16 protein-coding genes are annotated in these 23,686 nt (G+C 64.2%); 10 read left to right on the top strand and 6 right to left on the bottom strand.

Going from position 1 to position 23,686, the window contains the following annotated elements; genetic code table 11:
* Positions 1–60: 60 nt before the first annotated feature.
* On the bottom strand, positions 61–1,977 hold the full coding sequence (gene dnaK / locus X735_RS153435) for a molecular chaperone DnaK (protein ID WP_023810872.1): 1,917 nt from the start codon (positions 1,975–1,977) through the stop codon (positions 61–63).
* A gap of 213 nt (positions 1,978–2,190) precedes the next feature.
* Between dnaK and X735_RS153440 the strand changes: the two genes are divergently transcribed.
* The 5 genes from X735_RS153440 (at position 2,191) to X735_RS153460 (ending at position 11,943) form a co-directional block, all read left to right on the top strand.
* The gene (locus X735_RS153440) at positions 2,191–4,452 is read left to right on the top strand and encodes a hypothetical protein (protein WP_032909093.1); all 2,262 of its coding nucleotides are present in this window, start codon (positions 2,191–2,193) and stop codon (positions 4,450–4,452) included.
* Positions 4,453–4,462: 10 nt separating this feature from the next.
* A complete protein-coding gene (locus X735_RS153445; protein WP_023810870.1) occupies positions 4,463–8,206 on the top strand; it encodes a DUF11 domain-containing protein in 3,744 nt (1,247 codons plus the stop codon).
* 216 nt (positions 8,207–8,422) lie between these two features.
* Positions 8,423–9,100: a ribulose-phosphate 3-epimerase gene (gene rpe, locus X735_RS153450; RefSeq protein WP_023810869.1), complete on the top strand. Its 678-nt coding sequence runs from the start codon at positions 8,423–8,425 to the stop codon at positions 9,098–9,100.
* 410 nt (positions 9,101–9,510) lie between these two features.
* Positions 9,511–10,251, top strand: coding sequence for a GntR family transcriptional regulator (locus tag X735_RS153455; RefSeq protein ID WP_023810868.1), 741 nt, complete (start codon positions 9,511–9,513; stop codon positions 10,249–10,251).
* 177 nt (positions 10,252–10,428) lie between these two features.
* Positions 10,429–11,943, top strand: a complete 1,515-nt coding sequence (locus X735_RS153460) for a malonyl-CoA synthase (RefSeq protein WP_023810867.1) — start codon at positions 10,429–10,431, stop codon at positions 11,941–11,943.
* Between the two features lie 21 nt (positions 11,944–11,964).
* On the opposite strand, the gene X735_RS153465 is transcribed toward X735_RS153460, so the two are convergent.
* The 5 genes from X735_RS153465 to X735_RS153485 are packed head-to-tail and all read right to left on the bottom strand — an operon-like array spanning position 11,965 to position 17,934.
* The gene (locus X735_RS153465) at positions 11,965–14,004 is read right to left on the bottom strand and encodes an ABC transporter ATP-binding protein/permease (RefSeq protein WP_023810866.1); all 2,040 of its coding nucleotides are present in this window, start codon (positions 14,002–14,004) and stop codon (positions 11,965–11,967) included.
* Positions 14,005–14,037: 33 nt separating this feature from the next.
* Positions 14,038–15,243: an N-acetylglucosamine-6-phosphate deacetylase gene (nagA, locus tag X735_RS153470; protein ID WP_023810865.1), complete on the bottom strand. Its 1,206-nt coding sequence runs from the start codon at positions 15,241–15,243 to the stop codon at positions 14,038–14,040.
* Positions 15,240–16,277: an SIS domain-containing protein gene (locus tag X735_RS153475; protein WP_031213096.1), complete on the bottom strand. Its 1,038-nt coding sequence runs from the start codon at positions 16,275–16,277 to the stop codon at positions 15,240–15,242. The genes nagA and X735_RS153475 overlap by 4 nt, the downstream gene beginning before the upstream one ends.
* Positions 16,274–17,056 (bottom strand): GntR family transcriptional regulator, encoded by a 783-nt coding sequence (locus X735_RS153480; RefSeq protein ID WP_023810863.1) that lies wholly within the window; start codon positions 17,054–17,056, stop codon positions 16,274–16,276. Before X735_RS153480 ends, X735_RS153475 begins: the two co-directional genes overlap by 4 nt.
* Positions 17,053–17,934, bottom strand: coding sequence for an N-acetylglucosamine kinase (locus X735_RS153485; RefSeq protein WP_023810862.1), 882 nt, complete (start codon positions 17,932–17,934; stop codon positions 17,053–17,055). The genes X735_RS153480 and X735_RS153485 overlap by 4 nt, the downstream gene beginning before the upstream one ends.
* Positions 17,935–18,132: 198 nt before the next feature.
* On the opposite strand from X735_RS153485, the gene X735_RS153490 reads away from it, so the two are divergent.
* From X735_RS153490 to X735_RS153510, 5 genes are all read left to right on the top strand, one after another.
* A complete protein-coding gene (locus X735_RS153490) occupies positions 18,133–19,092 on the top strand; it encodes an N-acetylmuramic acid 6-phosphate etherase (protein ID WP_023810861.1) in 960 nt (319 codons plus the stop codon).
* 2 nt (positions 19,093–19,094) lie between these two features.
* Positions 19,095–20,354, top strand: a complete 1,260-nt coding sequence (locus X735_RS153495; protein WP_023810860.1) for an ABC transporter substrate-binding protein — start codon at positions 19,095–19,097, stop codon at positions 20,352–20,354.
* Between the two features lie 247 nt (positions 20,355–20,601).
* Complete coding sequence (locus X735_RS153500) at positions 20,602–21,531, top strand: sugar ABC transporter permease (protein WP_023810859.1); 930 nt, start codon at positions 20,602–20,604, stop codon at positions 21,529–21,531.
* Between the two features lie 223 nt (positions 21,532–21,754).
* Positions 21,755–22,594, top strand: a complete 840-nt coding sequence (locus tag X735_RS153505; protein WP_023810858.1) for a carbohydrate ABC transporter permease — start codon at positions 21,755–21,757, stop codon at positions 22,592–22,594.
* Positions 22,591–23,652 (top strand): Gfo/Idh/MocA family oxidoreductase, encoded by a 1,062-nt coding sequence (locus tag X735_RS153510; protein WP_023810857.1) that lies wholly within the window; start codon positions 22,591–22,593, stop codon positions 23,650–23,652. Before X735_RS153505 ends, X735_RS153510 begins: the two co-directional genes overlap by 4 nt.
* Positions 23,653–23,686: the final 34 nt, after the last annotated feature.

The following is a 23,686-nucleotide window of genomic DNA, read 5'->3' as shown; positions in this document are numbered from 1 at the left end:
AGGGGTTGCAAAAAGCCCGGCCTTCGCCGGGCTTTTCGCTTTATCTTGCCGTCAAACGGTTCAGGCCGACTTCTTCTTGTCGTCGTCCTCGTCGATTTCCTCGAAATCGGCGTCCACAACGTCACTGTCCTTGGCGGCGTCCGCCTTGGCGTCGGCTTCCGCCGCTTCCTTCTGCGAAGCCTCGTACATGGCCTGGCCAAGCTTCATCGAAGCCTCGGCAAGCGCCTGGCTCTTGGCTTCGATGTCGGCCGGGTCGTCGCCTTCGGTCGCGGTCTTAAGCGCCGCGATCGCGTCGGAGATCGCCGTGCGCTCGCCTTCCGAAACCTTGTCGCCATATTCCTTCAGTGACTTCTCCGAGGAATGCAGCAGCGCTTCGGCCTGGTTGCGGGCCTCGACCAGCGCACGCCGCTTCTTGTCGGTCTCGGCATTGGCCTCGGCGTCCTTGACCATCTTCTCGATGTCGGCGTCCGAAAGACCGCCCGATGCCTGGATGCGGATCTGGTGCTCCTTGCCGGTGCCCTTGTCCTTGGCCGAAACGTTGACGATGCCGTTGGCGTCGATATCGAAGGTGACCTCGATCTGCGGCACGCCGCGCGGCGCCGGCGGAATGCCGACCAGGTCGAACTGGCCGAGCGCCTTGTTGTCGGCGGCCATTTCACGCTCACCCTGGAAGACCCGGATGGTCACGGCCGACTGTGAGTCCTCGGCCGTCGAGAACACCTGACTCTTCTTGGTCGGGATCGTCGTGTTGCGCTCGATCAGGCGGGTGAACACGCCACCCAGCGTCTCGATGCCGAGCGACAGCGGCGTCACGTCGAGCAACAGCACGTCCTTGACGTCGCCCTGCAGCACGCCGGCCTGGATGGCGGCGCCGAGAGCAACGACTTCATCCGGATTGACGCCCTTGTGCGGCTCCTTGCCGAAGAACTGCTTCACGATCTCCTGGATCTTGGGCATGCGGGTCATGCCGCCGACCAGGACGACTTCGTCGATCTCGCCGGCCTTCAGGCCGGCATCCTTGAGCGCCGCCTTGCAAGGGGCAATCGTGCGCTGGACCAGGTCGTCGACCAGCTGCTCGAACTTGGCGCGCGTCAGCTTCAGCGTCAGGTGCTTCGGCCCGGTCGCGTCGGCGGTGATGAAGGGCAGGTTGATCTCGGTCTGGGTGGTCGACGACAGCTCGATCTTGGCCTTTTCAGCCGCCTCCTTGAGGCGCTGCAGGGCAAGCTTGTCGTTCTTCAGGTCGATACCCTGTTCCTTCTTGAACTCGGCCGCCAGGTATTCGACCAGGCGCATGTCGAAATCCTCGCCGCCGAGGAAGGTGTCGCCATTGGTCGACTTGACCTCGAACACGCCGTCGCCGATTTCGAGCACCGAAATATCGAACGTGCCGCCGCCAAGGTCATAGACGGCAATGGTCTTGCCTTCCTTCTTGTCGAGGCCATAGGCAAGCGCTGCCGCGGTCGGCTCGTTGATGATGCGCAGCACTTCGAGGCCGGCGATCTTGCCGGCGTCCTTGGTCGCCTGGCGCTGGGCGTCGTTGAAATAGGCTGGAACGGTGATGACCGCCTTCTCGACCTTTTCGCCGAGATAGGCTTCCGCCGTCTCCTTCATCTTCTGCAGGATCATGGCCGAAATCTGCGAGGGCGACTGCTTCCTGCCGCCGGCCTCGACCCAGGCATCGCCATTGTCGCCCTTGACGATCTTGTAGGGGACAAGCTTCTTGTCCTTCTCCGTCACCGGATCGTCATAGCGGCGGCCGATCAGGCGCTTGACCGCGAAGATGGTGTTTTCAGGATTGGTGACCGCCTGGCGCTTGGCCGGCTGGCCGACCAGACGTTCGTCGTCGCCCGAGATGGCGACGATGGAAGGCGTCGTGCGCGCGCCTTCCGCATTCTCGATTACCTTCGGCTCCTTGCCATCCATGATGGCGATGCAGGAGTTGGTGGTGCCGAGATCGATACCGATTACTTTTGCCATTTTTCTAGTCTCTCCGCTAAGCAGGCTCTCAGGACCCGTACAGGCGTTCCGACGAAAGCCCCTGTTCACAAGAAATCCCGTTCCGGCAACCGGCATTCCGGCGCCGAACGGCTTGGCGCGTATATAAGAACAGGCGGCATCGCGCGCAAGCATTCTGCGCAAGGCTTCCATGAACCTTTCCACCTCCGCCCGCGACTGATCTCCAGGTGCCGCATGGTGCGGCCCGGAAAGGAAGCCCCCATGACCAATAACCCAGAGGCTCTGCGGTCTCCGGGAACAACAGGAGCTCGGCGCGACCAACGCCTTCGGGACGAGGTCGATGCGCTGGGCTTCCCGCTGATTCCGTTGACCCTGCGTAAGAGCAGGCGTATCGTGATTTTGAGGAAAGCAGACAATTCGATCAGGGAAGAACGAGCCGGACCGCCGCGCCTTGCCCTGATTTGCGCGGCCAGACCCGACGTTCTCCCGTCGACTACGGGGGGTAGTGTCATGTCTCGCATCCGCGGCTCGTTCGTGTCGTCTCTTGATGGCGGCTTGCGCCGCGCTGTGCATCCAGGCGGGTTGCTGGCGCTGGCACTCGGCCTGTGGCTGGGCGCCGCGCAGGCGCAGGAAACCCGGATCATCTATCCCGGTTCGATGGCGGTGACCGGATTTTCCGGCACCATCATTCCCAATTTCGACCCTCCTGATTCCGAAAAAGGGGGCCTGCCGCCCGGCGTCGATCCGGTCGACGAAACCTTCATCGACACCACGCGCGCCACCTTGCGCGTGTTCGACGTCTCGCATCTGGGCGGCCCGGCCTCCGGGCAACTGGTCAACACCCCGCCGCCCCTCGAGGTGACGGCGGAGCAGATCGGCCAGGTGTTCGGCGTCACCTATGATGACGGCGTGCGCGACGGCGTTCCATCGGGCATTCCCAATCTCTATGCCGGCGCCACCTCGCTGCACGGCATCCGCATCGTCACCCTGGACGCCGACGATGACGGCCGCCCCGAGCGGCAGCGCCGCGGCGCGGCCGGCGCCACCTTCATGGACGGCCAGTTCGGCACCGAAAACGGTGGCGGGCCGGGCACCATCTGGAAGATCGACGGCATCACCGGCCAGGTCTCCAAATTCGCCGACATCGACACCAACAGCGGTCCCGGCATCGGCAATCTCACTTTTGACGCCACTCACCGCCAGTTCTTCGCCTCCGACCTCGATACCGGCCTAGTCCATCGCATCGACGCCACCGGCGCGCTGATCGACAGCTTCGACCACGGCGTTGCCGGGCGCCCGGCGCATGGGCTAGCTCCGATCGCCGACGATGGTTCGGTGATGGACATACAGGGCGCCGCCTTCGACAGCGAAGACCCCGACAGCTGGGGCTACACGCAGGACGAGCGCCGCGTCTGGGGCGTCTCCTACCATGGCGGCCGGCTCTACTACTCGGTCGGCGAAAAGTCGGAAATCTGGTCGGTGGGCATTGCCCGCGACGGCAGTTTTGCCGGCGACCCGCGCTGGGAGCTGACGGTCAAGGCCGAAAAGGACTACGCCGTCACCGACATCGCCTTCGACAACACCGGCTTCATGTACCTGGCCCAGCGCGGCCCGGTCGAGAACCGCTACGATTACAGCCAGTTCGCCGATTCCGGCAAGGGCGAGGTCATCCGCTACTTCAGAGAGAACCCGGACGATCCGGAAACGGAATCGGTCTGGGTCGAAGTGCCGCAGGAATATGCGGTCGGCTTCCCGCAGGGCAACCGGCAGTCGGCCGGCGGTCTCGACCTGCAGTATGGCTATGATTCCGACGGCAATCTCGACACCTCGGTCTGCACGCAGACGCTGGTCAACACCGGCGACAAGCTGCGCGACGATCCGGCTCTCGCCGAGCAGCTCGCCGCCGGCGGGCCGCTGGCCGTGCACGGCGTGCAGATCACGCCGAAAGAGCTGGTCAAGCCGGCCAATGTGCCGCCCTTCGGCTCCTGGTTCGTCGACTTCGACGGCTATTTCGAAGACCCGGAGGTCGAGGGTCATGTCGGCGACGTTGCCGTCTGGCATCCTTGCGAGGGCCGCGCCGGCTATTATGAAGAAATCCCGGGCGGCTACCTGCCCCCCTTCTACCCGCCGGACTTCCCACCGCCCGGCAATCTGCCTCCGTGCATCGATGTCGAGGATATCAGGTATTACTGTACGCCTCGCGGCCTCCAGGCCGATCTCTATCTCCATGACCGTGCCGGCTTCGGCGGCGATTCGATAAAGGCCCAACCTTCGAATGAGACAAAGTCCAGGACGCCAGGCGTCGGGGTGACATCATCCCAGTCGCATGCGCCCGGCCAGCCTTACACGATCGACATTACCGGCCACTATCCGGGCGACAGAGTGGATGTTGGACTTTGCTTCTACAGGAAGTCCGACAAGGACAAGGGTGGCTACTACCCTTGCTGCAAGATGATCTTGCCGCTCCGAACCCCAGCCGTCAGCTGCGAACGTTGAGGAGGGGAAGATGAAAAATCTCGCACTCTCCCCATTCGCAACCAACACTCAAGAAACCATCGTGGAGACGATCATGAAACCCCTGTCATACGCCAGGCGCGGCGCGCGCTGGCTGATGGCGGCCGGTATCGCGGTCGCCATGCTAACCCCGGTGCAAGGCTTTGCGGAAGGCGCTGCCCCGATCACCCCGGAGCTGAAGCTCGATCTCGACAGTTCGCGCGTCATCACTCCGAGGCCCGACCGGGTCGTGCCCTTCTTCACCAAGAAAGGCACTCAACGAGGCTGCGACTACGTCGTCTATTCGCTGAGCTTCGGCCTGCGCGGGGATCCGCAGGGCCTTGCCGACCCAAGCCTTGAGGCCAGGCTGAAGAAGGTCCGGGTCGACTTCAAGGACCAGCTTCCGCACGGCCTTGAGATCGTCAACGTCAATGTGTCCGGCGACGGCACGGATTCATCCGGCGGACCACTGCCGGGCGCGACGATCAGCACCTCGGCGGGTCCCAATGATACCGCTGTTGTTTCAGACTTCCGCATCTCCACTTCAGATCTCGACGGCGCCGGCGCTCCCAACGAGCGCGTCATCAACGTCAAGATCACGGCCAAGATCGATCATGCGGCATTTCCCGCGCCGACGATCGTCGACAACCAGGGGATGATCAAGGTGACCGCCGGACCGGGCACCGGGACCATCATCCCGTCGCAGGATCCGAGCAAGCCCGACGACGGCGACTTCAAGACCGGCGTGAAGACCTCGATCAAGATCGACGTCACCAAGTGCAACCCGCCGCCGCCACCTCCCGGCAAGGAATGCTTCAAGGTGGAGCGCGGCACCGTCGACTGCGTGCTCGGCGGCGGTGCCTTCATCTACCACATGCCGGTCGGCCCGGAGATGGGCGGCAAATGGGTGCAGGTTTCGACGACCACGCCCGGCATCACCATCATCCCCGACACGCAACTGGTGCCGGCGGGCGGCGGTGTGCTCAACTGGAAGATCGTCGGCGCATCGCCCGGCGACGTCATCCACCTCATCGTCACCGGCATCGAAACCTATGCCGGTCCGAAGGAAGGCTGGGGCCTGTGCTGCACGCAGACCATCGACATCGTCATCCCGCGTGACCAGAGGTGCCCGCCCAAAGACAAGGAGCCCGACCTCAAGGTCGAGAAACGCGCCGACGTGACGCGTTGCACGATGGGCGGCGGCTGCGACTTCACCATCAGGGTCACCAATGTCGGCACCGGTGCCTACCACGGCAAGATCGTGCTCGACGAGGTGACGCTGCCGGCCGGCTCGACGCTCGATTCAGGGCCCAATCCGCCCTGGGTCTGCGTACCCGGCACCACCCCTATGATTTGCACCCATCCGGTGACCACGCTCAATCCGGGGGCCTCCGTCGACCTCAAGCTCGGCTTCAAGCCGGCCGGAGGCTGGCAAGGCAGCGTCTTGCGCAACTGCGCCACCTATAATTACGGCGCCAGCGACAAGCCACTGTTCGGCAGCCAGTCGAACGACCGCGGCTGTGCCTCGATCCCGGTCTGCCGACGTGGCGACCGTGACCGCGACTGCCGGCCGCCGGTCGAAAAGAAGGTCGACCTGATCCTGAAGAAGCGTGCCCGTATCCCGGTCTGCACGGCCGACGGCATCTGCTACTTCGTGATCGACATCATCAACAACGGCAGCGCCACCTACAATGGACCGCTGACGGTCATCGACAATTATCCCGGCGGCGCGCCAGCCTCCTCGACCTTCGGCCCGAGCCCGCCATGGACCTGCGCACCAACCGGCCCCGGGCTGTTCCGCTGCGACAATGCGGGCATCTCGCTGCCTCCGGGCGGCTCGACGCCGATCGTCGTCAAGGCGGTCATGCCGGCCGGCTACCAGTCGGACACTGTCGAGAATTGCGCGACGGTGAAGCCCATCCCCGGTGAAAACGATCTCACCAACAACAAGGCCTGCGCAAAGGAACGCTTCCGTCATCCCAATGGCGGCAAGCCGACCTTGCGCATCACCAAGGTGTGCAACGGCTCGCTCGCCGGCGCTGCGGTCATCTCTTGCCGCATCACCGTCATCAGCCTTGGCACCGCTGCCCCCACCGGCCCGGTGCGGGTCAACGATGCCGCCACGCTGGTTGCCGGCGGCGCGCCTGTCCAGATCCAAACCGTCACCCCTGACGGTGCGGAATGGGCGTGTGGACCGGTTCCGGCCAACGCGCTGTCGTGCCAGATTCCCGGTGCCGTCATGGTACCTGGAACCAGCCGCCACTTCGACGTGACGGTCTCGGCCAATGGCGCGTTCGAAAACTGCGCGCGCGGCTCCTATGGGCCGGCACCGGGCGACGACGTCGTCTATCCCTTTGGCCAGGCCTGCGCCAAGGGCGGCGGTTCTTCGACCATCCGTGTCGAAAAGACCGGCGACCGTGAATGCAGGCTCGGCCAACCCTGTTCGTTCGAGATCACCATCACCAATGACGGAACGACCCCCTTCTCCGGGCCGGTCCGCATTGGCGATGCGATCGGCGTGGAGGGTCTCGGCAGGCTGGAAGGCGTTGAGATCACGTCGATCGATCCGCCCTTTGGCTGTTCGCCGGAACCGGCAATCTTGCCACTATCCTGCATTGCCAATTTGTCGCTCGGCGCCGGCGAAAGCCGGGTGCACCATGTCACCGTGGTCATTCCCGACGACGGTCGCCTGGCCAATCTGCAGGGCAATGTCAGCGGCCAGAACTGCGTCGGCGTGCTCTCTCCCGACACACGGGTGCAAGGCGGTGGCGACGTGCTTTCCGACGACCAGGCCAACATCGAGGGCGATCGCGGCAAGGCCTATGCCTGCCATCCCTTCACCATTGGCCAGGAGACGAAGAAGGAATGCTCGCAAGGCTTCGTCATGAACGATGCCGGCCGCTGCGTTTGCCCGGAAGGCACCACCTACCGCAACGGCCAGTGCTCGCCGGGCGGTGGTATCGTGCCGAAGCCGGAACAGCCGAAGCGCTGTGTGCTGCTCGAAGGCCAGATCCGCACCGAGGACGGCCGTTGCGTCTGCCCACGCGGAACCGGGCTCGAGAACGGCAGATGTGTCAGGACCGACAAGCCCGAGCAGTGCACCATCCGTGGCCAGGTCCACAATGCGGATGGCGATTGTGTCTGCCCCAGGGGAACCGAGATCAGGGGCAATGCCTGCCGCCCGATCCAGCCAAAGCCTGAGCAGTGCACGATCCGTGGTCAGGTTCACGACGCGGATGGAGACTGCGTCTGCCCGAGAGGGACCGAGGTGCGCAACGGCGCCTGTCGTCCGATCCGGCCAAAGCCTGACCAGTGCACCATCCGTGGTCAGGTCCACGACACCAACGGCAATTGTGTCTGCCCGAGGGGTACCGAGGTGCGGGGCAATGCCTGCCGGCGCAAGCAGCCGACGCAAGAGCAATGCGACATACGCGGCCAGGTCCACAACAAGCGTGGCGAGTGTGTCTGTCCGCGTGGGACGCAGGTGATCAACGGCGCATGCCGCAAGCCCAGACAGGAGGTGGAATGCGCACCGGGCTCGCAGATGATCAATGGCCAATGCCAGCCGATCATCAGGCGGCGCTGCCCGGAAGGCACGATCGGGCGCTATCCGAACTGCCGGCCCGTCCGCGGACAACCGTCGCTGGAGCTCAACCCCGGCCTGCTGCTGCAGCAGGTATTGCCACGGCGCAGGCCGCAGGTCGAACAGCAACAGGATCCGGTTCCAGACAGAATCCTGAAACTCCAGCAGCAATAACCACTGCTCGACACGAAACCAGAAACCCGCCGGAGCAATTCGGCGGGTTTTTCTTCGTAGCTGTGGGGGCAAGCGGGAATTGGCCGCACGTGATCGGGGATGCTGGCACGTCAGCCTGCGCGGTGCCCGCGCCTGCACCCTCGACAAGTCGGCTGTGGCGCATTAGGCAGTCGATAGGGTGGCCGAACGAGAAGGACACTCGGAAAGGCCGCACCCATGAGCAGAAAGACCCTGATTGCACCATCGGTGCTGGCGTCGGATTTTTCCAAACTCGGCGATGAGGTCGAAGCGGTGGCGGCGGCAGGCGCCGACTGGATCCATCTCGATGTGATGGACGGGCATTTCGTGCCCAACATCACCTTTGGCCCGCCGGTGATCAAGGCGATCCGCAACCGCACCAAGGCCTTCTTCGACTGCCATCTGATGATTGCCCCGGCCGACCCCTATCTGGCCGCTTTCGCCGAGGCCGGCTGCGACGGTTTGACCGTCCATGCCGAGGCCGGCCCGCATCTCGACCGCTCGCTGCAGACCATCAGGAACCTTGGCAAGAAGGCCGGTGTGTCGCTCAATCCGGCGACGCCGGAAAGCGTGGTCGAATACGTGCTCGACCGGCTCGACCTGATCCTGATCATGACCGTCAATCCGGGCTTCGGCGGCCAGGCCTTCATCCCGGCGGTCGTCGACAAGGTGAAGCGGGTCAAGGCCCTGATCGGCGGCCGGCCGATCCGCATCGAGATCGACGGCGGTGTTTCAGCCGAGACCGCGCCGCTGGTCACCGCTGCCGGCGCCGACGTGCTGGTGGCGGGCGCCGCCATCTTCAAAGGCGGCAGCGTCGAGGCTTATCGTCAGAACATCCAGGCGATCAGGACGGCAGCCGACAACGCAGCCGGCTGACCAGCGGTGTTCCCGCGGTCGGCCCGACATGCCGGCTAAGGTTCTGGTCCCGGGCGGGGCTTGTGAAAATCTGATGCGCAACGGCATCGGGCTGAGCGGTTGCCTGATTCGGTCTCAAGGTCCGCCGGCCTATGCCCAAAGCAGACAGTTGATCTCGCGCGCATACAAAAGAACAGAAAGACAGATTCTCCTGCGTGCATACAAAACATGTTAAGTTTCCACAGGTTGTGAAAATGCGCGGAATTACAGCATTGAGCTCCGGAATGCCGCATATTCCTTCGTGCTAAAGTACAATAGCGTGATCTTCTGCTTGAGCAGGCGAATGCTCGCGCTGTATGGTACAAGTACGAGACGGCGAATGCTTTCAGACTCGAATCGCCCAGGCCAAGTCTTGGGGACAAGGAGTCGCTATGACATACGGAGCTGCCAATCTGAACGACGACGTTGCGGGACCGAAGAGCACGCTTGCGAGTACGGTCTATCAGCAATTGCGGGACGATCTTCTCGGCGGTGTCCTTGAAACCGAGAGCAAACTGCGGGTCGAATGGGTTGTCTCCAAATATGGGGCCGGCGCCTCACCTGTCCGCGAGGCTCTCAATCGCCTCGCCTCGGAAGGACTTCTCGGCCGGCACGACCAGCGCGGCTTCTTCATCATGCCGGTCAGTGCGCCGGAACTCGAAGAGCTGACGCGCACCCGCTGCTGGCTCGAGGAGCGGGCGCTTCGCGAATCCATCGTCCACCGCACCGCCGAATGGGAAGAACAACTCGTGCTGGCGCTGCATCGCCTGGGCCGTGCGTCACGTTTTTCGCCGCAGAACCTCGTCTCGCTCAATCCCGATTGGGAGAGGCTGCATCGCATCTTTCACAGGGTGCTGATTTCGGCCTGCCGGTCGCAATGGCTGGTGGGGTTTTGCGACCAGCTCTCCGATCACGCCTATCGCTACCGGCAAATGGCCAATGATGGCGAAGGCGTCCAGCGCGACGATTTCGGCGAGCATCGCCTGATCGCCGAATGTGCCCTGGACGGCAATGCCGACGGTGCCGTCGAGGCACTGCTCAACCACTACCGGTTGACTGCCGCCATGTGCATGAAGCGCTTCGAGCAGGACGACGAAACGAAGGAACTCGCCGGCAAACGCGCTCGGCGATAGCAGTCGTTTCCTGGCGGGTCTCTTGCGCTCGTTTCTTGCGCTCAGCCTGCGTGGAGAGCGGCTGGCGTGAACTGCTGTCGGCGGGCTTGACGGCGCGGCCAAGAACCGCGAACTCTCGCCGCCGAGGCATGCCGCGACAGGCGCATGCTCAGCGCCGTAGCACCCCAGGAAGTCTTCATGAGCAATCATCTGTTCGATGCGTTCCGGTCCCGGATGCCGGCGCCAGCGCGCTTGCTGATGGAGACCGATGATGGCCGCTTGCTCACCTATGGCGATATGCTGGCCCGCTCTGCGCAGCTTGCGCATGCGCTCTTGCAACTGGATGTCGAACCCGGTGACCGCATTGCCGTGCAGGTCGAGAAGAGCCCGGAAGCGGTCATGCTCTATCTCGCCTGCTTGCGAGCCGGCGCCGTCTTCCTGCCGCTCAACACCGCCTATACGCTGGCCGAGCTGGAGTATTTCTTCGGCGACGCGGAACCACGCCTGGTCGTCTGCGATCCGGCAAGAGCGGCCGATATCGGCGCGCTGGCGGAAAAGACGGGCGCCGTCACCGTCACGCTCGGCCGCGACGGCCGGGGATCGCTGACCGACCAGGCCTCGCGGCTGCCGACGGATTTTCATGACGTGGCGCGCGGGTCGGATGACCTCGCGGCAATCCTCTACACGTCGGGAACCACCGGCCGTTCGAAAGGCGCCATGCTCAGCCACGAGAACCTTGCTTCGAACGCGCGCGTGCTGGTCGAGCACTGGCGTTTCACTGGAGACGACGTGCTGATCCACGCATTGCCGATCTTCCACACGCACGGCCTGTTCGTCGCCACCAATGTCGTCCTGATGGCCGGCGCCTCGATGCTGTTCGAGCAGAAGTTCGATCCGGCCCGCATCGTCTCGCTGATGCCGCGTGCCACGGCCCTGATGGGCGTGCCGACCTTCTACGTGCGCCTGCTGCAGCAGGATGGGCTGGCCCATGAGGCGGCAAAAAACATCCGTGTGTTCATTTCCGGCTCGGCGCCGCTTTTGGCCGAGACGCACAAGGCCTGGCGCGAGCGCACCGGCCACGCGATCCTCGAACGCTACGGCATGACCGAGACCAACATGAACACCTCGAACCCCTATGAGGGCGAGCGGCGCGCCGGTACGGTCGGGTTCCCCTTGCCCGGCGTCACGCTTCGCATCGCCGATCCCGACAGCGGCGCAGCACTTGCGCAGGGTGAGGTCGGCATGATCGAGGTCAAAGGCCCCAACGTCTTCGGCGGCTATTGGCGTATGCCGGAGAAGACCAAGGCGGAATTCCGCGCCGACGGTTTTTTCATCACCGGCGATCTCGGTATGGTCGACGCCGACGGCTACGTCCACATTGTCGGCCGCGGCAAGGACCTGATCATATCGGGCGGCTACAATATCTATCCGAAGGAACTCGAAAGCGAGATCGACGCGCTCGACGGGGTTAGCGAAAGCGCCGTCATCGGCGTTGCCCATCCGGATTGCGGCGAAGGCGTCACCGCCGTCGTCGTGCGTGCGCCGTCATCGCCGATCACCGATGCCGAAATTCTCGGCGCCATCGCCGGGCGGGTGGCGAAATACAAGCACCCGAAGCGGGTGATCTTCGTCGATGAACTGCCGCGCAACACCATGGGCAAGGTACAGAAGAACCTGCTGCGCGACACCTACAAGGACATATACGCATCATAGTTGCGCTGGGGCAGGGGCGCCTTACTCCTTGCGCGGCCTTTCGGCCCGGCTGCCGGAACCCCACAAGGCGCGCTTCAGCAGGTTGCGCTTGCGTGGGGCGAGATTGATGTCGCTGACAAGCTTGGCGCCGCCCTCGCGCCGTTCGAGGGTGATCTTGCGGCTGTGGAAGGCTTCCAGCTCGGCCCGGTGCGCCACGCTGATGATGGTGACATCAGGCAATTCGCGGATCACCGTCGCCATCATGGTGTCCTGGCTCTTCTCGTCGAGCGCCGAGGTTGCTTCATCCAGCACGACGATATCGGGGCGGTGCAGCAGCAGGCGCGCGAAGGCGAGGCGCTGCTTTTCGCCGCCCGACAGCGTCTGGTCCCATGGCGCTTCTTCCTTGATCCTTTCGGCAAGATAGGCAAGGCCGACCTTGTCGAGGGCGGCCTTGATCTGTTTGATCGTCCACTTGTCCGCCGCCGCGGGATAGGCGACCGCGCGGCGAAGCGTGCCCGAGGGGATGTAGGGGCGTTGCGGCAGCATGAACAGTCGCCTGTCGGCGTGGAAATTGACGCTGCCGCCGCCCCATGGCCACAGGCCAGCAACGGCCCGCACCAGCGTCGACTTGCCCGAGCCGGATTCGCCGGCCACCAGCACGCGCTCACCCGGTTCGATCGCAACCTCGGTTTCCTTGACCACGGAGGTGCCGTCGTCGAGCGTGACGGAGAGATCGTCGAGGCTGAGCATCGCACCGTCTTCGGTTTTGCCGTGCTGGATGCGTCCGAGCGCGTCGCTCTGCTCCGCACGCTCGAGCCCGTCGAGCGACATCATCAGCGAGGCGATGCGCCGCGCCGAGGCGTTCCAGTCGGCAAGACGCGGGTAGTTGTCGACCAGCCATCCGAACGCGCCTTGCACAATGCCAAAGGCAGACGCTGCCTGCATCACCTCGCCAAGCGTCATCGAGCCTTCGAGGAATTTTGGCGCGCACAGCAGGATCGGCACGACCGGCGCAAACAGGCTCGATCCCTGCGACACCGCCGCCGTGCGCATGTGCTGGCCCGTCAGCAGCGCCCATTGCCTGAGCACATGGCCGAAATTCCTGTCGATGCCGCTGCGCTCCTCCTCCTCGCCGCCCAGCAAGGCGATGCTCTCGCCGTTTTCGCGCACGCGCGTCAGCGTGTAGCGCAATTCGGCTTCCGCCTGGTTCTTCTGCTCGGAGAGCCGGACGAAATGGCGGCCGATGACCACCATCGAGGTCGAGGTGATGGCGGCATAGATCATCGCGGTGATGACTAGGAAGCCGGGAATGGTAATGCTCTCGCTGCCGATCGGCAGGGTGAGCGCGCCGCCGATGGTCCACAGCACGACGATGAAGGTCGAGGCCGACAGGAACGCGTTGAGGACGCCGGCGATGAAATCGACCGGCGACTCGGTGGCGATGCGCAAATCCTCGGTCATGCGGGCCTCGGGGTTCTGGTGGTCGCCGCCGACGAGGTTCAATTGGTAGTAGCGACCGCTTGCCAGCCAGCGCGCAATGACCGCGGTGGTCAGCCAGGAACGCCAGCGGCGCTGGATCGTCATGCGCAGGTAAACCTGCGCGACGACAAGGCTGCCGCTGCAGATCACCAGCGGTACGAATAGCGCGCTGAGGAAGTAGACGCTGCGGGCGTTGCGCTGCTCGAGCGCATCGAACATCGAGCGGTTCCAGACATTGATGCCATACTGGAAGCCGATATTGATGCAGATTAGAAGCAACACCCCGATCGTGAACGGCCAGGCGAGCCGGTCGCCGCGCCGGCTCCAGTAACCGCGCGCGCTGATCCAGAAACGCCGCAGCAGATATTTCTTGCGCGCCTGCTCGGCCTCTTCGAGCGTCAGTTGCGGATCGGGCTCGACAGCCTCCGGTGGCGGTCCCGGCTGGCCGTCGACCTCGGGGGCAGCTTCGGCGGCCGACGGCTTTTTTTCGCGCAACTCCTCGTGGCGTGGCCTCTGGTCACGCGGCGCTTGCTGTCGCGGCTTCAAGGCATCGCGCGGTTTGATGCCGTCGGCCTGTTTCAATTTGGGTTTCGCCTCGGACATACGCTCCGACAACGACCTCAAAATCAAAAGGTTTCATGACGTCAGCCGACTTGAACCTGAAATCAACGCAGTGGCGGAACCGGCCGCAAAAACCTTTTCGCCGCCGATCCAGACGCCCTTCGTGTCGAGATCGTCCGACAGCGCGACCATGTCCGCGGCCGTGCCGTTGGCGAATCGGCCCAGCCGGTGCGACTGGCCGATTGCTTGCGCCGGATAGAGCGAGGCCATGCGCAAGGCCTCGGAAAGCTCGACCCCGACGACGCGGTGGATGAAACGAACGGCCGAGATCATATCGAGATCGGCGCCCGCCAGCGTTCCGTCGGCGAGCCTCAGGCTGCCATCCCTTCGATAGATGGTGCGGCCGTTGAGTGTGAACGACGTCATGTCGGTGCCGATTGTCGCCATGGCGTCGGTGACCAGCACGATTTTGCCGGGACCTTGCTTTGCGCGCAGCGCGATCTTGATCGTGGCCGGGTCGACATGGATGCCGTCGGCGATGAGACCGGCGGACAAGCTGCCGATGTCGATGGCAGCCCCCGCCAGTCCAGGTTCGCGATTGCCGATCTGGCTCATCGCGTTGAACAGATGGGTGACCATCGAGGCGCCGGCCTCTGCAAAGGCGCTGGCGGCGGCATAGCCGGTATCGGAATGGCCAAGGCTGACGATGATGCCGGCCTTGGCGAGTGCCGCGACGCGCGCCGGCTCGACGGATTCCGGGGCAATGGTGGTGAGCAGCACCGGTAGTTTTTGCCGCGCGGCGATCAGCATCGCCTGGTCGGCGTCCGTCATCGGCCGGATCAGCGCCGGATCATGTGCGCCCTTGCGGGCGACCGACAGATGCGGGCCTTCGAGATGCAGTCCGAGAAACCCAGGCACCTTCTGGCGCGCCGCTGCCTCGCCGGCGGCGACAGCGGCGGCGGTGATGTCTGATGTGTCGGTGATCAGAGTCGGCAGCAGCGCCGTCGTGCCGAAGGGCGCATGTGCGCGGCAGATGGTCTCGATCGAAGCGACATCGGGGTGGTCATTGAGCATGACGCCGCCACCGCCATTGACCTGCAGGTCGACGAAGCCCGGCGTCAGCACGCCGCCGCCGGTGTCGACGACGCGGATATCCGAGGCGATGGCGCCGGCGGGCAAAATGGCCTCGACGAGACCGTCGCGCACGACAAGCGCGTGGCCTTCATGCCAGTCGTCGCCGTCGAAAATCCGGGCGCCGGTCAGGGCAAAGCGGCCGCTCATACTGTCTCCGTTACCTTGCGAAGGTTGCGCGGCGTATCCGGATCAAGACCGCGGTGGCGGGCAAAGGCCTCGACGAACATGTAGAAGGACACAATCAGCGTCAGCGGGTCGGTCAGGGGATGGCCGGTGGCGACATGAGGCAGGCGCACGGCGCGTTTGCCTAGTGCCGAGGTGACGAACACCGGCGCTCCCTTGGCCGCCAGGCTGTCGGCGGCCTCGGCGATGGACGGTTCGGACGCATCGCGCGCGGCCAGCGCCAACACCGGAAAATCGGGGCCGATCAGCGCCAGCGGGCCATGCATGACTTCGGCGGCGCTGTAGGCCTCCGCATGAATGCCGCAGGTCTCCTTGAACTTCAGTGCCGCCTCATTGGCCATCGCCGCCGACGGGCCGCGGCCGAGAATGAACAGCGATTTCTGTTTCTCGATCGTCTCAGACAGCACGCTCATCCAGTCGCAGGCGATCGCCTTGCGGAAATGCTCCGGCAAGCCGGCCAGTGCCACCAGCAGCGCTTCGTCACCGGTGGCGTGCGCCATCAGAGCGAGGCCGGCGACGGCCGAATTGATGAAGGTCTTGGTGGCCGCCACGCTGCGCTCGGGGCCGGCCAGGATATCGATTGCATAGTCCGAAGCACGCGCCAGCGGCGAATCGGCGGTGTTGGTGATGGCGATGGTCAGCGCGCCGCCGGCCCGTGCCGTCTCGGCCATGGCGACGATGTCGGGGCTCTTGCCCGACTGCGAGATCGCCAGGCAGGCCGAGCCGGCGAGCCTGAGCTTGCGGCCGTAAATCGAGGCGATGGACGGTCCGACCGATGCGACGGCGAGGCCGGCGGTCAGTTCGACGGCATATTTCATGAAGGTGGCGGCATGGTCAGACGAGCCGCGCGCCACGGTGACGACAAACTGCGGGTCGCGTTCGCGGATGCCGCGCCCGGCCTCGGTCAGCACGGCGCCGGAGCCGTCGAGCAGGCGGGCGACCGCTTGCGGGACCTCCTCGATCTCGCGCCGCATATGGGTCATTTCTGTCGTGCTCATGGTCGGCCCTCTTCGCTCGGCCCTGTCAGCCGCAGTTCGGCGACGAAATCATAGGCGTCGCCCCGGTAGATGGAGCGGGTGAATTCGATCACCTTGCCGCTCGCCAGATAGGAAATGCGTTCGATGTGCAGGCCGGCAATGCCTGGCGGCACTTCGAGCAGGCGCGCGTCGCTGTCGCCGAGATTGGCGGCGGAAATGCGCTGCACCGCCCGCACCGGCCGGTTGCCGGTCAATTCCAGCGCCGCATAGAGCGAGGAGCCTATATCAGCCGGATCGGGCAACACGCTGGCCGACAGCGAGGCGCGCTCGATCGCCAGCGGCGTGTCGTTGGCGATGCGCAGGCGCGCCACGCGCGCCACCAGTTCGCTCGAGGACAGGCCGAGCACCATCATCTCGTCGGGCGAAGGTGCGTAAAGGCCGCGGTCGAGCCATGCCGAACGCACAGCCATGCCGCGCCGCGCCATGTCTTCGGTGAACGAGGTCAGCCGCGACAGCGACTGTTCGACACGCTCCATGCGCGGCGCCACGAAAGTGCCGGAGCCGTGGCGCTGCACCAGGATGCCGCCCTTGACGAGGTCCTGCACCGCCTTGCGCACGGTGACCCGCGAAATATCGGCCTTGGTGGCGATGTCGCGCTCGGAAGGCAGCGCGTCGCCCGGCCCGATCAGGCCGCGATTGACCGCGTCCTCGATGCTCTTGCGAAGCTGCAGATAAAGCGGCGCGCCGCTTTGCGCCTGATGTTTGAGCGTGGCGAAGATCTGGTCGGCGGCGTCGCTCATCGAGTTGCCTCCGCGTGTCCGGCGAAAAGGCGAACCGCCATCTGCACCGCGCCGCCCAGTGCGTCGTCGAGCGGCGGCTTCAGCAGCGCCCGGTAGCGGGCAGACAGGCGCGGCGCGTAGAGCGGCGCCAGCCCGCCGAGCAGGCACAGCGGCGCGTCGTCAGCAAGGTCGAGCGCGCCGAGCGAGGCTTCGACATCGGCGACCACCCTGTCGAGGATCCAGTTGGCGACGCTGTCGCCCTTCTCGGCATGCTCGAACACCTTGGGTGCGAAGCCGCCGAAGTCGCCCGGCTTGGCATTGGTGGTGAATTCGACGACGTCCTCCGGGTTGTTGCGGAACACGGCCAGCATGCTCTGCGTCAGCGGCGAACCTTCGCGGACGCCGTCATAGGCAAGCAGTGTCTGTTCGAGCAGGTCGCGGCCGATACGGGCGCCGCTGCCCTGGTCGCCAACCTGGAAGCCCCAGCCGCCGATGGCGCGCGATTTGCCTTGTCTGCGCGCCATATAGGCGGTGCCGGTGCCGAGGATCGCCATGGCGCCGTCGCCGGAGCCGACAGCGCCTTCCAGTGCGATCTCGGCGTCGGTCTCGACGCGGCTGATGCTGAACGGCAGGATCGCTTCGAGCTGCTGACGGTAGGTGCCGACATTGGCGCCGGCAAGGCCGAGAATTGCGGGAGTTCGCGGGATCAATTCCGCATCCTGCCCGGCGGCGAGGAACGCCTGCCGCGCGGCCTCGACGATGTTCGAGCGGGCGCCGGTCAGGTCGGTGCGGATGTTGGCGGCGCCGCTTTTGGCGCGGCCGATCACCATGCCGTCCGCCGTTGCCAGGGCGGCCCTGCAGCTGGTGCCGCCGCCATCGATTCCGAGCACGAAATTCACGTGATTTCTCCTCCAGGCGGACAATACCAATAAAATACCAATAGCCAAGGGTTAATTTCCGTTTCAAAAAGATTAAGCCGTATTTTATTGGAAAATCTGCGTATCTCGTCGGCTCAGCGATTTCCGACCAGCGAATTCGTTAATGCGTGTGGACAAGTGGTATTTTTTTGGTATTGTTCTGGTATTGGAGGAACCGGGATGGCCGAAACGCGCACCGAAGCGCTTCACAAAAATGCCGAGGGGCTGGATATCCAGGCCCCGGACACCGTCCTTTCCTATTTGGCCGACGCGCAGATCGAAGCCGCGAAGGTCGTGCGCCATGCCATTCCATCCATTGCCAGGGCCGCCGAGATCATCGCGGGCAGGCTGAAGAGCGGGGGCAAGCTTGCCTACGCCGCGGCCGGCAGCTCAGGCCTGATGGCACTGGCCGATGCGCTGGAGCTTCCGGGCACCTTCGGCATTCATCGTGACCGTATTGCCATCCTGATCGCCGGCGGCGACGACGCCTTCCGCACATTGGCCGGCGGGCCGGAAGACGATGCCGAGGAGGCCGCGGCAGCGGTCGCCAAGGCGGGCCTCCGCAAGGGCGACTGCCTGATCGCCATTTCCGCCAGTGGCACGACGCCTTATGCGGTGCGGGCCATCGAGGAAGCGGCGCGCCGCGGCGCTGCCACCATCGGTATCGCCAACAACAGGGACTCTGCGCTGCTGCGCCAGGCACAAACCGCCATCCTGCTCGAAACGCCACCGGAGCTGATCGCCGGCTCCACGCGCATGGGCGCCGGCACCGCCCAGAAGATCGCGCTCAACATGCTGTCGACGCTGACCGCAATCCATCTCGGCCATGTGCATGACGGCTACATGGTCAATCTCATGGCCGACAACATCAAGCTGCGCGACCGCGCGGCGCGCATCGTCGCCGCCGTCAGCGGGCGCGACACGGACGAGGCGGCCCGCCTGCTCGAGAAGAGCGGCGGCGCGGTCAAGACCGCCATTCTGCTCGCCGCCGGCGCCGACAGCACTGACGCGGCGCAGAAGATACTGGAAGAGGCCGGCCAGAAGCTGCGGCCGGCCCTTTCCGCGATAGAGGGGAGCAAAGGGCGCACTGCCTCCGTTCTCATCAAAACCGAACCTGAAAAAGGTCAACAGGGAGACTGAGCATGACAACGAAACTACTGACGGCACTGCTTTTGGGCACCAGCATTCTCGGCTCGGCCGGGGTGGCTTATGCCGCAGACGTAACGCTCAACATCGAAAGCTGGCGCGGTGACGACCTTGCCATCTGGAAGGACAAGCTGATCCCGGCCTTCGAAGCCAAAAACCCGGGCATCAAGGTGGTGTTCGCGCCGTCGGCTCCGACCGAATATGACGCGGCGCTGGGCGCCAAGCTCGCCGCCGGTTCGGCGGGCGACCTGATCACCTGCCGCCCATTCGACAAGTCGCTCGAGCTGTTCAAGAAGGGCAACCTTGCCGACCTCTCGGCATTACCCGGCATGGAGAACTTCTCACCCGTCGCCAAATCCGCCTGGCAGACCGACGACGGTAAGGCGAGCTTCTGCGTGCCGATGGCCTCGGTCATCCACGGCTTCATCTACAACAAGGACGCCTTCGACAAGCTCGGCATCAAGGTGCCGGAGACCCGCGACGAGTTCTTCGCCGCGCTCGACAAGATCAAGGCCGACGGCACCTACATCCCGATGGCGATGGGCACCAAGGATCTCTGGGAAGCCGCGACCATGGGCTACCAGAACATCGGCCCCAACTACTGGAAGGGCGAGGACGGCCGCGCGGCGCTGATCAAGGGCGAGCAAAAGCTGACCGACAAGGACTGGGTCGCGCCCTATGAGGAACTGGCCAAGTGGAAGCCTTATCTCGGCGACGGCTTCGAGGCGCAGACCTATCCGGATAGTCAGAACCTGTTCACGCTCGGCCGCGCCGCCATCTACCCGGCCGGCTCGTGGGAAATCGGCCTGTTCAACACCCAGGCGCAGTTCAAGATGGGCGCCTTCCCGCCGCCGGTCGAGAAGGCCGGCGACACCTGCTACATCTCCGACCATACCGATATCGGCATGGGCCTGAATGCGGCTTCGAAGAACGCCGATCCGGCCAAGACCTTCCTGTCCTGGGTCGCTTCGCCGGATTTCGCCACCATCTACGCCAACGCGCTGCCGGGCTTCTTCAGCCTGAACTCCGCGCCGGTGAAGATGGCAGACCCGCTGGCGCAGGAATTCGTCTCCTGGCGCGCCAAGTGCAAGCCGACGATCCGTTCGACCTACCAGATCCTGTCGCGCGGCACGCCGAACCTCGAGAACGAGACCTGGGTCGAATCGGCCAACGTCATCAACGGCACCGATACGCCGGAAGCTGCCGCCAAGAAGCTGCAGACCGGCCTCGACAGCTGGTACAAGCCGGCGAAGTAGAGCTCAGGCAACGGAGCCGGCCGGGCGCACGCCTGGCCGGTTCCGGACCACCTCCTTCACAGTGCACCTATTCAGATTGCGATTGTCGGCACCGCCTCCCGGCCTTACCCTCACTGTTGTGGGGAAGGCTAGCTGATCAGTCGCAGGCCTTGTTCTTGCCGCATCCGGTAAGGATGTCAGGGCCGTGCATCGAGGCATCATCTAGATCGATACCCTTTGGAACCGAGAGACGGCGGGGACCGAACTCATGGCCGCAGATATCAGACCGAAAAGACCGTTCCGCTGGCACATCGGCATCTTCCTGGCGCCGGCGGTGCTCGTCTACTCGGCGATCATGATCCTGCCGCTCGCCGGCACGCTGCAGCTGTCGCTGTTCCGCAACATCGAGCAGCATCAGGTCTTCGTCGGGCTGCAAAACTTCCGCACGCTGTTCGGCGACCCCAACTGGTCGGTGGGTTTCTGGAACGCGCTCAGGAACAACACCTGGTTCTTCATCATCCACATGATCGTGCAGAACCCGATCGGCGTCATGCTGGCCGCCCTGCTGTCCAGCCCGAGACTGAGGTTCGCGGCCTTCTACCGCACGGCGATCTTCGTGCCGACCATCCTGTCCTTCGTCATCGTCGGTTTCGCCTGGAAGCTGATCCTGTCCCCGTTGTGGGGCGTGGCGCCGCATCTGATGGATCTCGTCGGCCTCAAAAGCCTGTTCACGCCGTGGCTCGGCAAGGAGCAATATGCACTGACCGCACTCAGCCTGATCTCGGTGTGGCAGTTCGTCGGCATCCCGATGATGCTGATCTATGCCGCCCTGCTGTCGATCCCCGAAGAGGTGATCGAGGCCGCCGAATGCGATGGGATTACCGGCCTTTCACAGTTCTGGAAGATCAAGCTGCCGCTGATCCTGCCGTCGATCGGCATTATCTCGATCCTCACCTTCGTCGGCAATTTCAACGCCTTCGACCTGATCTACACCGCGCAAGGCGCGCTCGCCGGGCCGAACTATTCGACCGACATTCTCGGCACCTTCCTCTACCGCGCCTTCTTCGGCTTCCAGCTGCAGACCGGCGACCCCAATATGGGCGCGGCGATTGCCACGATGATGTTCCTGATCATCCTCGGCGGCGTCTGCGTCTACCTCTTCCTCGTCCAGACGCGCCTGCGTCGCTACCAGTTCTGAGGGGCGAGATGTCGAGCTTGAACACCCCCCTCTGGCCTGCCGGCCATCTCCCCCGCAAGGGGGGAGATTGGCAGCGTTGGCCTTGCCGGCCATCTTGCTGCGTCGGTGATTGGCGAAAGCAGTCGCGACATCCGATCTCCCCCCTTGCGGGGGAGATGTCCGGCAGGACAGAGGGGGGTGCCTTGGCGCCATTCCTTGGAAGTGTGCGTCAGGAGACCTCCCAATGAGCACCGCCACCCGTTCCGTGCCCCGCACCATCGGCGCCCACGCGATCCTGTTGACCTACACGGCGATCGCGCTGTTTCCGGTGATCCTCGTCATCATGAACTCGTTCAAGTCGCGCGCGGGCATCTTCGGCGCGCCGCTGACGCCGCCGACGCCCAAAACCTTCGACCTGATCGGCTACACGACGGTGATCGGCCAGGGCGACTTCATCCACTATTTCCAGAACAGCCTCGTCGTCACCGTCGCCTCGCTGTTCTTCGTGCTGTTGTTCGGCGCCATGGCGGCGTTCGCGCTGTCGGAATACCGCTTCCGCGGCAGCTCGCTGATGGGGCTTTATCTGGCGCTCGGCATTATGATCCCGATCCGGCTGGGCACCGTCGCCATCCTGCAATTGATGGTGGCGAGCGGGCTGGTCAACACGCTGACGGCGCTGATCCTGGTCTACACCGCGCAGGGCCTGCCGCTTGCCGTGTTCATCCTGTCGGAATTCATGAAGCAGGTGTCCGACGATCTGAAGAATGCCGGCCGTATCGACGGCCTGTCCGAATACACCATCTTCTTCCGCCTGGTGCTGCCGCTGGTCAGGCCATCGATGGCAACCGTCGCCGTCTTCACCATGATCCCGATCTGGAACGACCTGTGGTTCCCGCTGATCCTGGCGCCGTCGGAGGAAACCAAGACGGTGACGCTCGGCGCCCAGCTGTTCCTCGGCCAGTTCGTCACCAACTGGAACGCCATCCTGGCGGCCCTGTCGCTGGCGATCATGCCGGTGCTGATCCTCTACGTCATCTTCTCGCGGCAGCTGATCCGCGGCATCACGTCCGGAGCCGTCAAGTGAACTCTGAAACACCTCTTCGCGTCGTCGTTGCCGGCCTCGGCAATATGGGCCGCAGCCATGCGCTGGCCTATCACACCAATCCGGGTTTCGAGATCGCAGCGCTGATCAACCGCTCCGACGTGCCGCTGCCGGACGGGCTGTCGGGTTACGGCATCAGGCGCTCCTTCGATGACGCCCTGCGTGACGAAAAGCCCGATGTCGCTTGCATCGCCACCTATTCCGACAGCCATGCCGACTATGCGGTAAAAGCGTTCGAGGCCGGCTGCCATGTCTTCGTCGAAAAGCCGCTGGCAACGACCGTGGCCGACGCCAAGCGCGTCGTCGCGGCGGCGAAGGCCAATGGCAGAAAACTGGTGATCGGCTATATCCTGCGCCATCACCCGTCCTGGATCAGGCTGATCGCCGAGGCCCGCAAGCTCGGCGGCCCCTATGTCTTCCGCATGAACCTCAACCAGCAATCCTCGGGCCACACCTGGGAGACGCACAAGCAGTTGATGCAGACGACGTCGCCGATCGTCGACTGCGGCGTGCACTATCTCGACGTCATGCTGCAGATCACCGATGCCAAACCGATCGAGGTGCGTGGCATGGGCGTGCGGCTGACCGAGGAGGTGGCACCCTCGATGTACAATTACGGCCATCTGCAGGTGCTGTTCGATGACGGGTCGGTCGGCTGGTATGAGGCCGGCTGGGGGCCGATGATTTCGGAAACGGCGTTCTTCGTGAAAGACGTGATCTCGCCCAAGGGCTGCGTATCGATCGTGATGAAGGAAGGCGTCAAGTCCGACGACATCGACACCCACACCAAGACCTCGACCATTCGCCTGCACAGCGCCGCGACCGGCGCGGACGGCAAGTTTCTCAAGGCCGACGAAATGCTGTCGATGGCAGGCGAACCCGGCCATCAGGACCTCTGCGACCTCGAACAGGCCTTCGTGCTGAAGGCGATCCGCGAGGATCTGGATCTCACCAAACATATGGACGACGCGGTCAAATCGCTCGCCGTCTGCCTTGCCGCAGACGAGAGCGTGCGCAGTGGAAAGGCGGTGCGATTGTGACCGCAGAATTGTCGTCACGGGTTGCATTCGCGCC

Origin of the sequence: Mesorhizobium sp. L2C084A000, from assembly GCF_000502875.1 — a bacterium.
In the GTDB taxonomy this organism is placed as follows: Bacteria; Pseudomonadota; Alphaproteobacteria; order Rhizobiales; family Rhizobiaceae; genus Mesorhizobium.
Note: the sequence above shows the minus strand (reverse complement) of the source record. Positions and strands in the feature narration are given on the sequence as shown.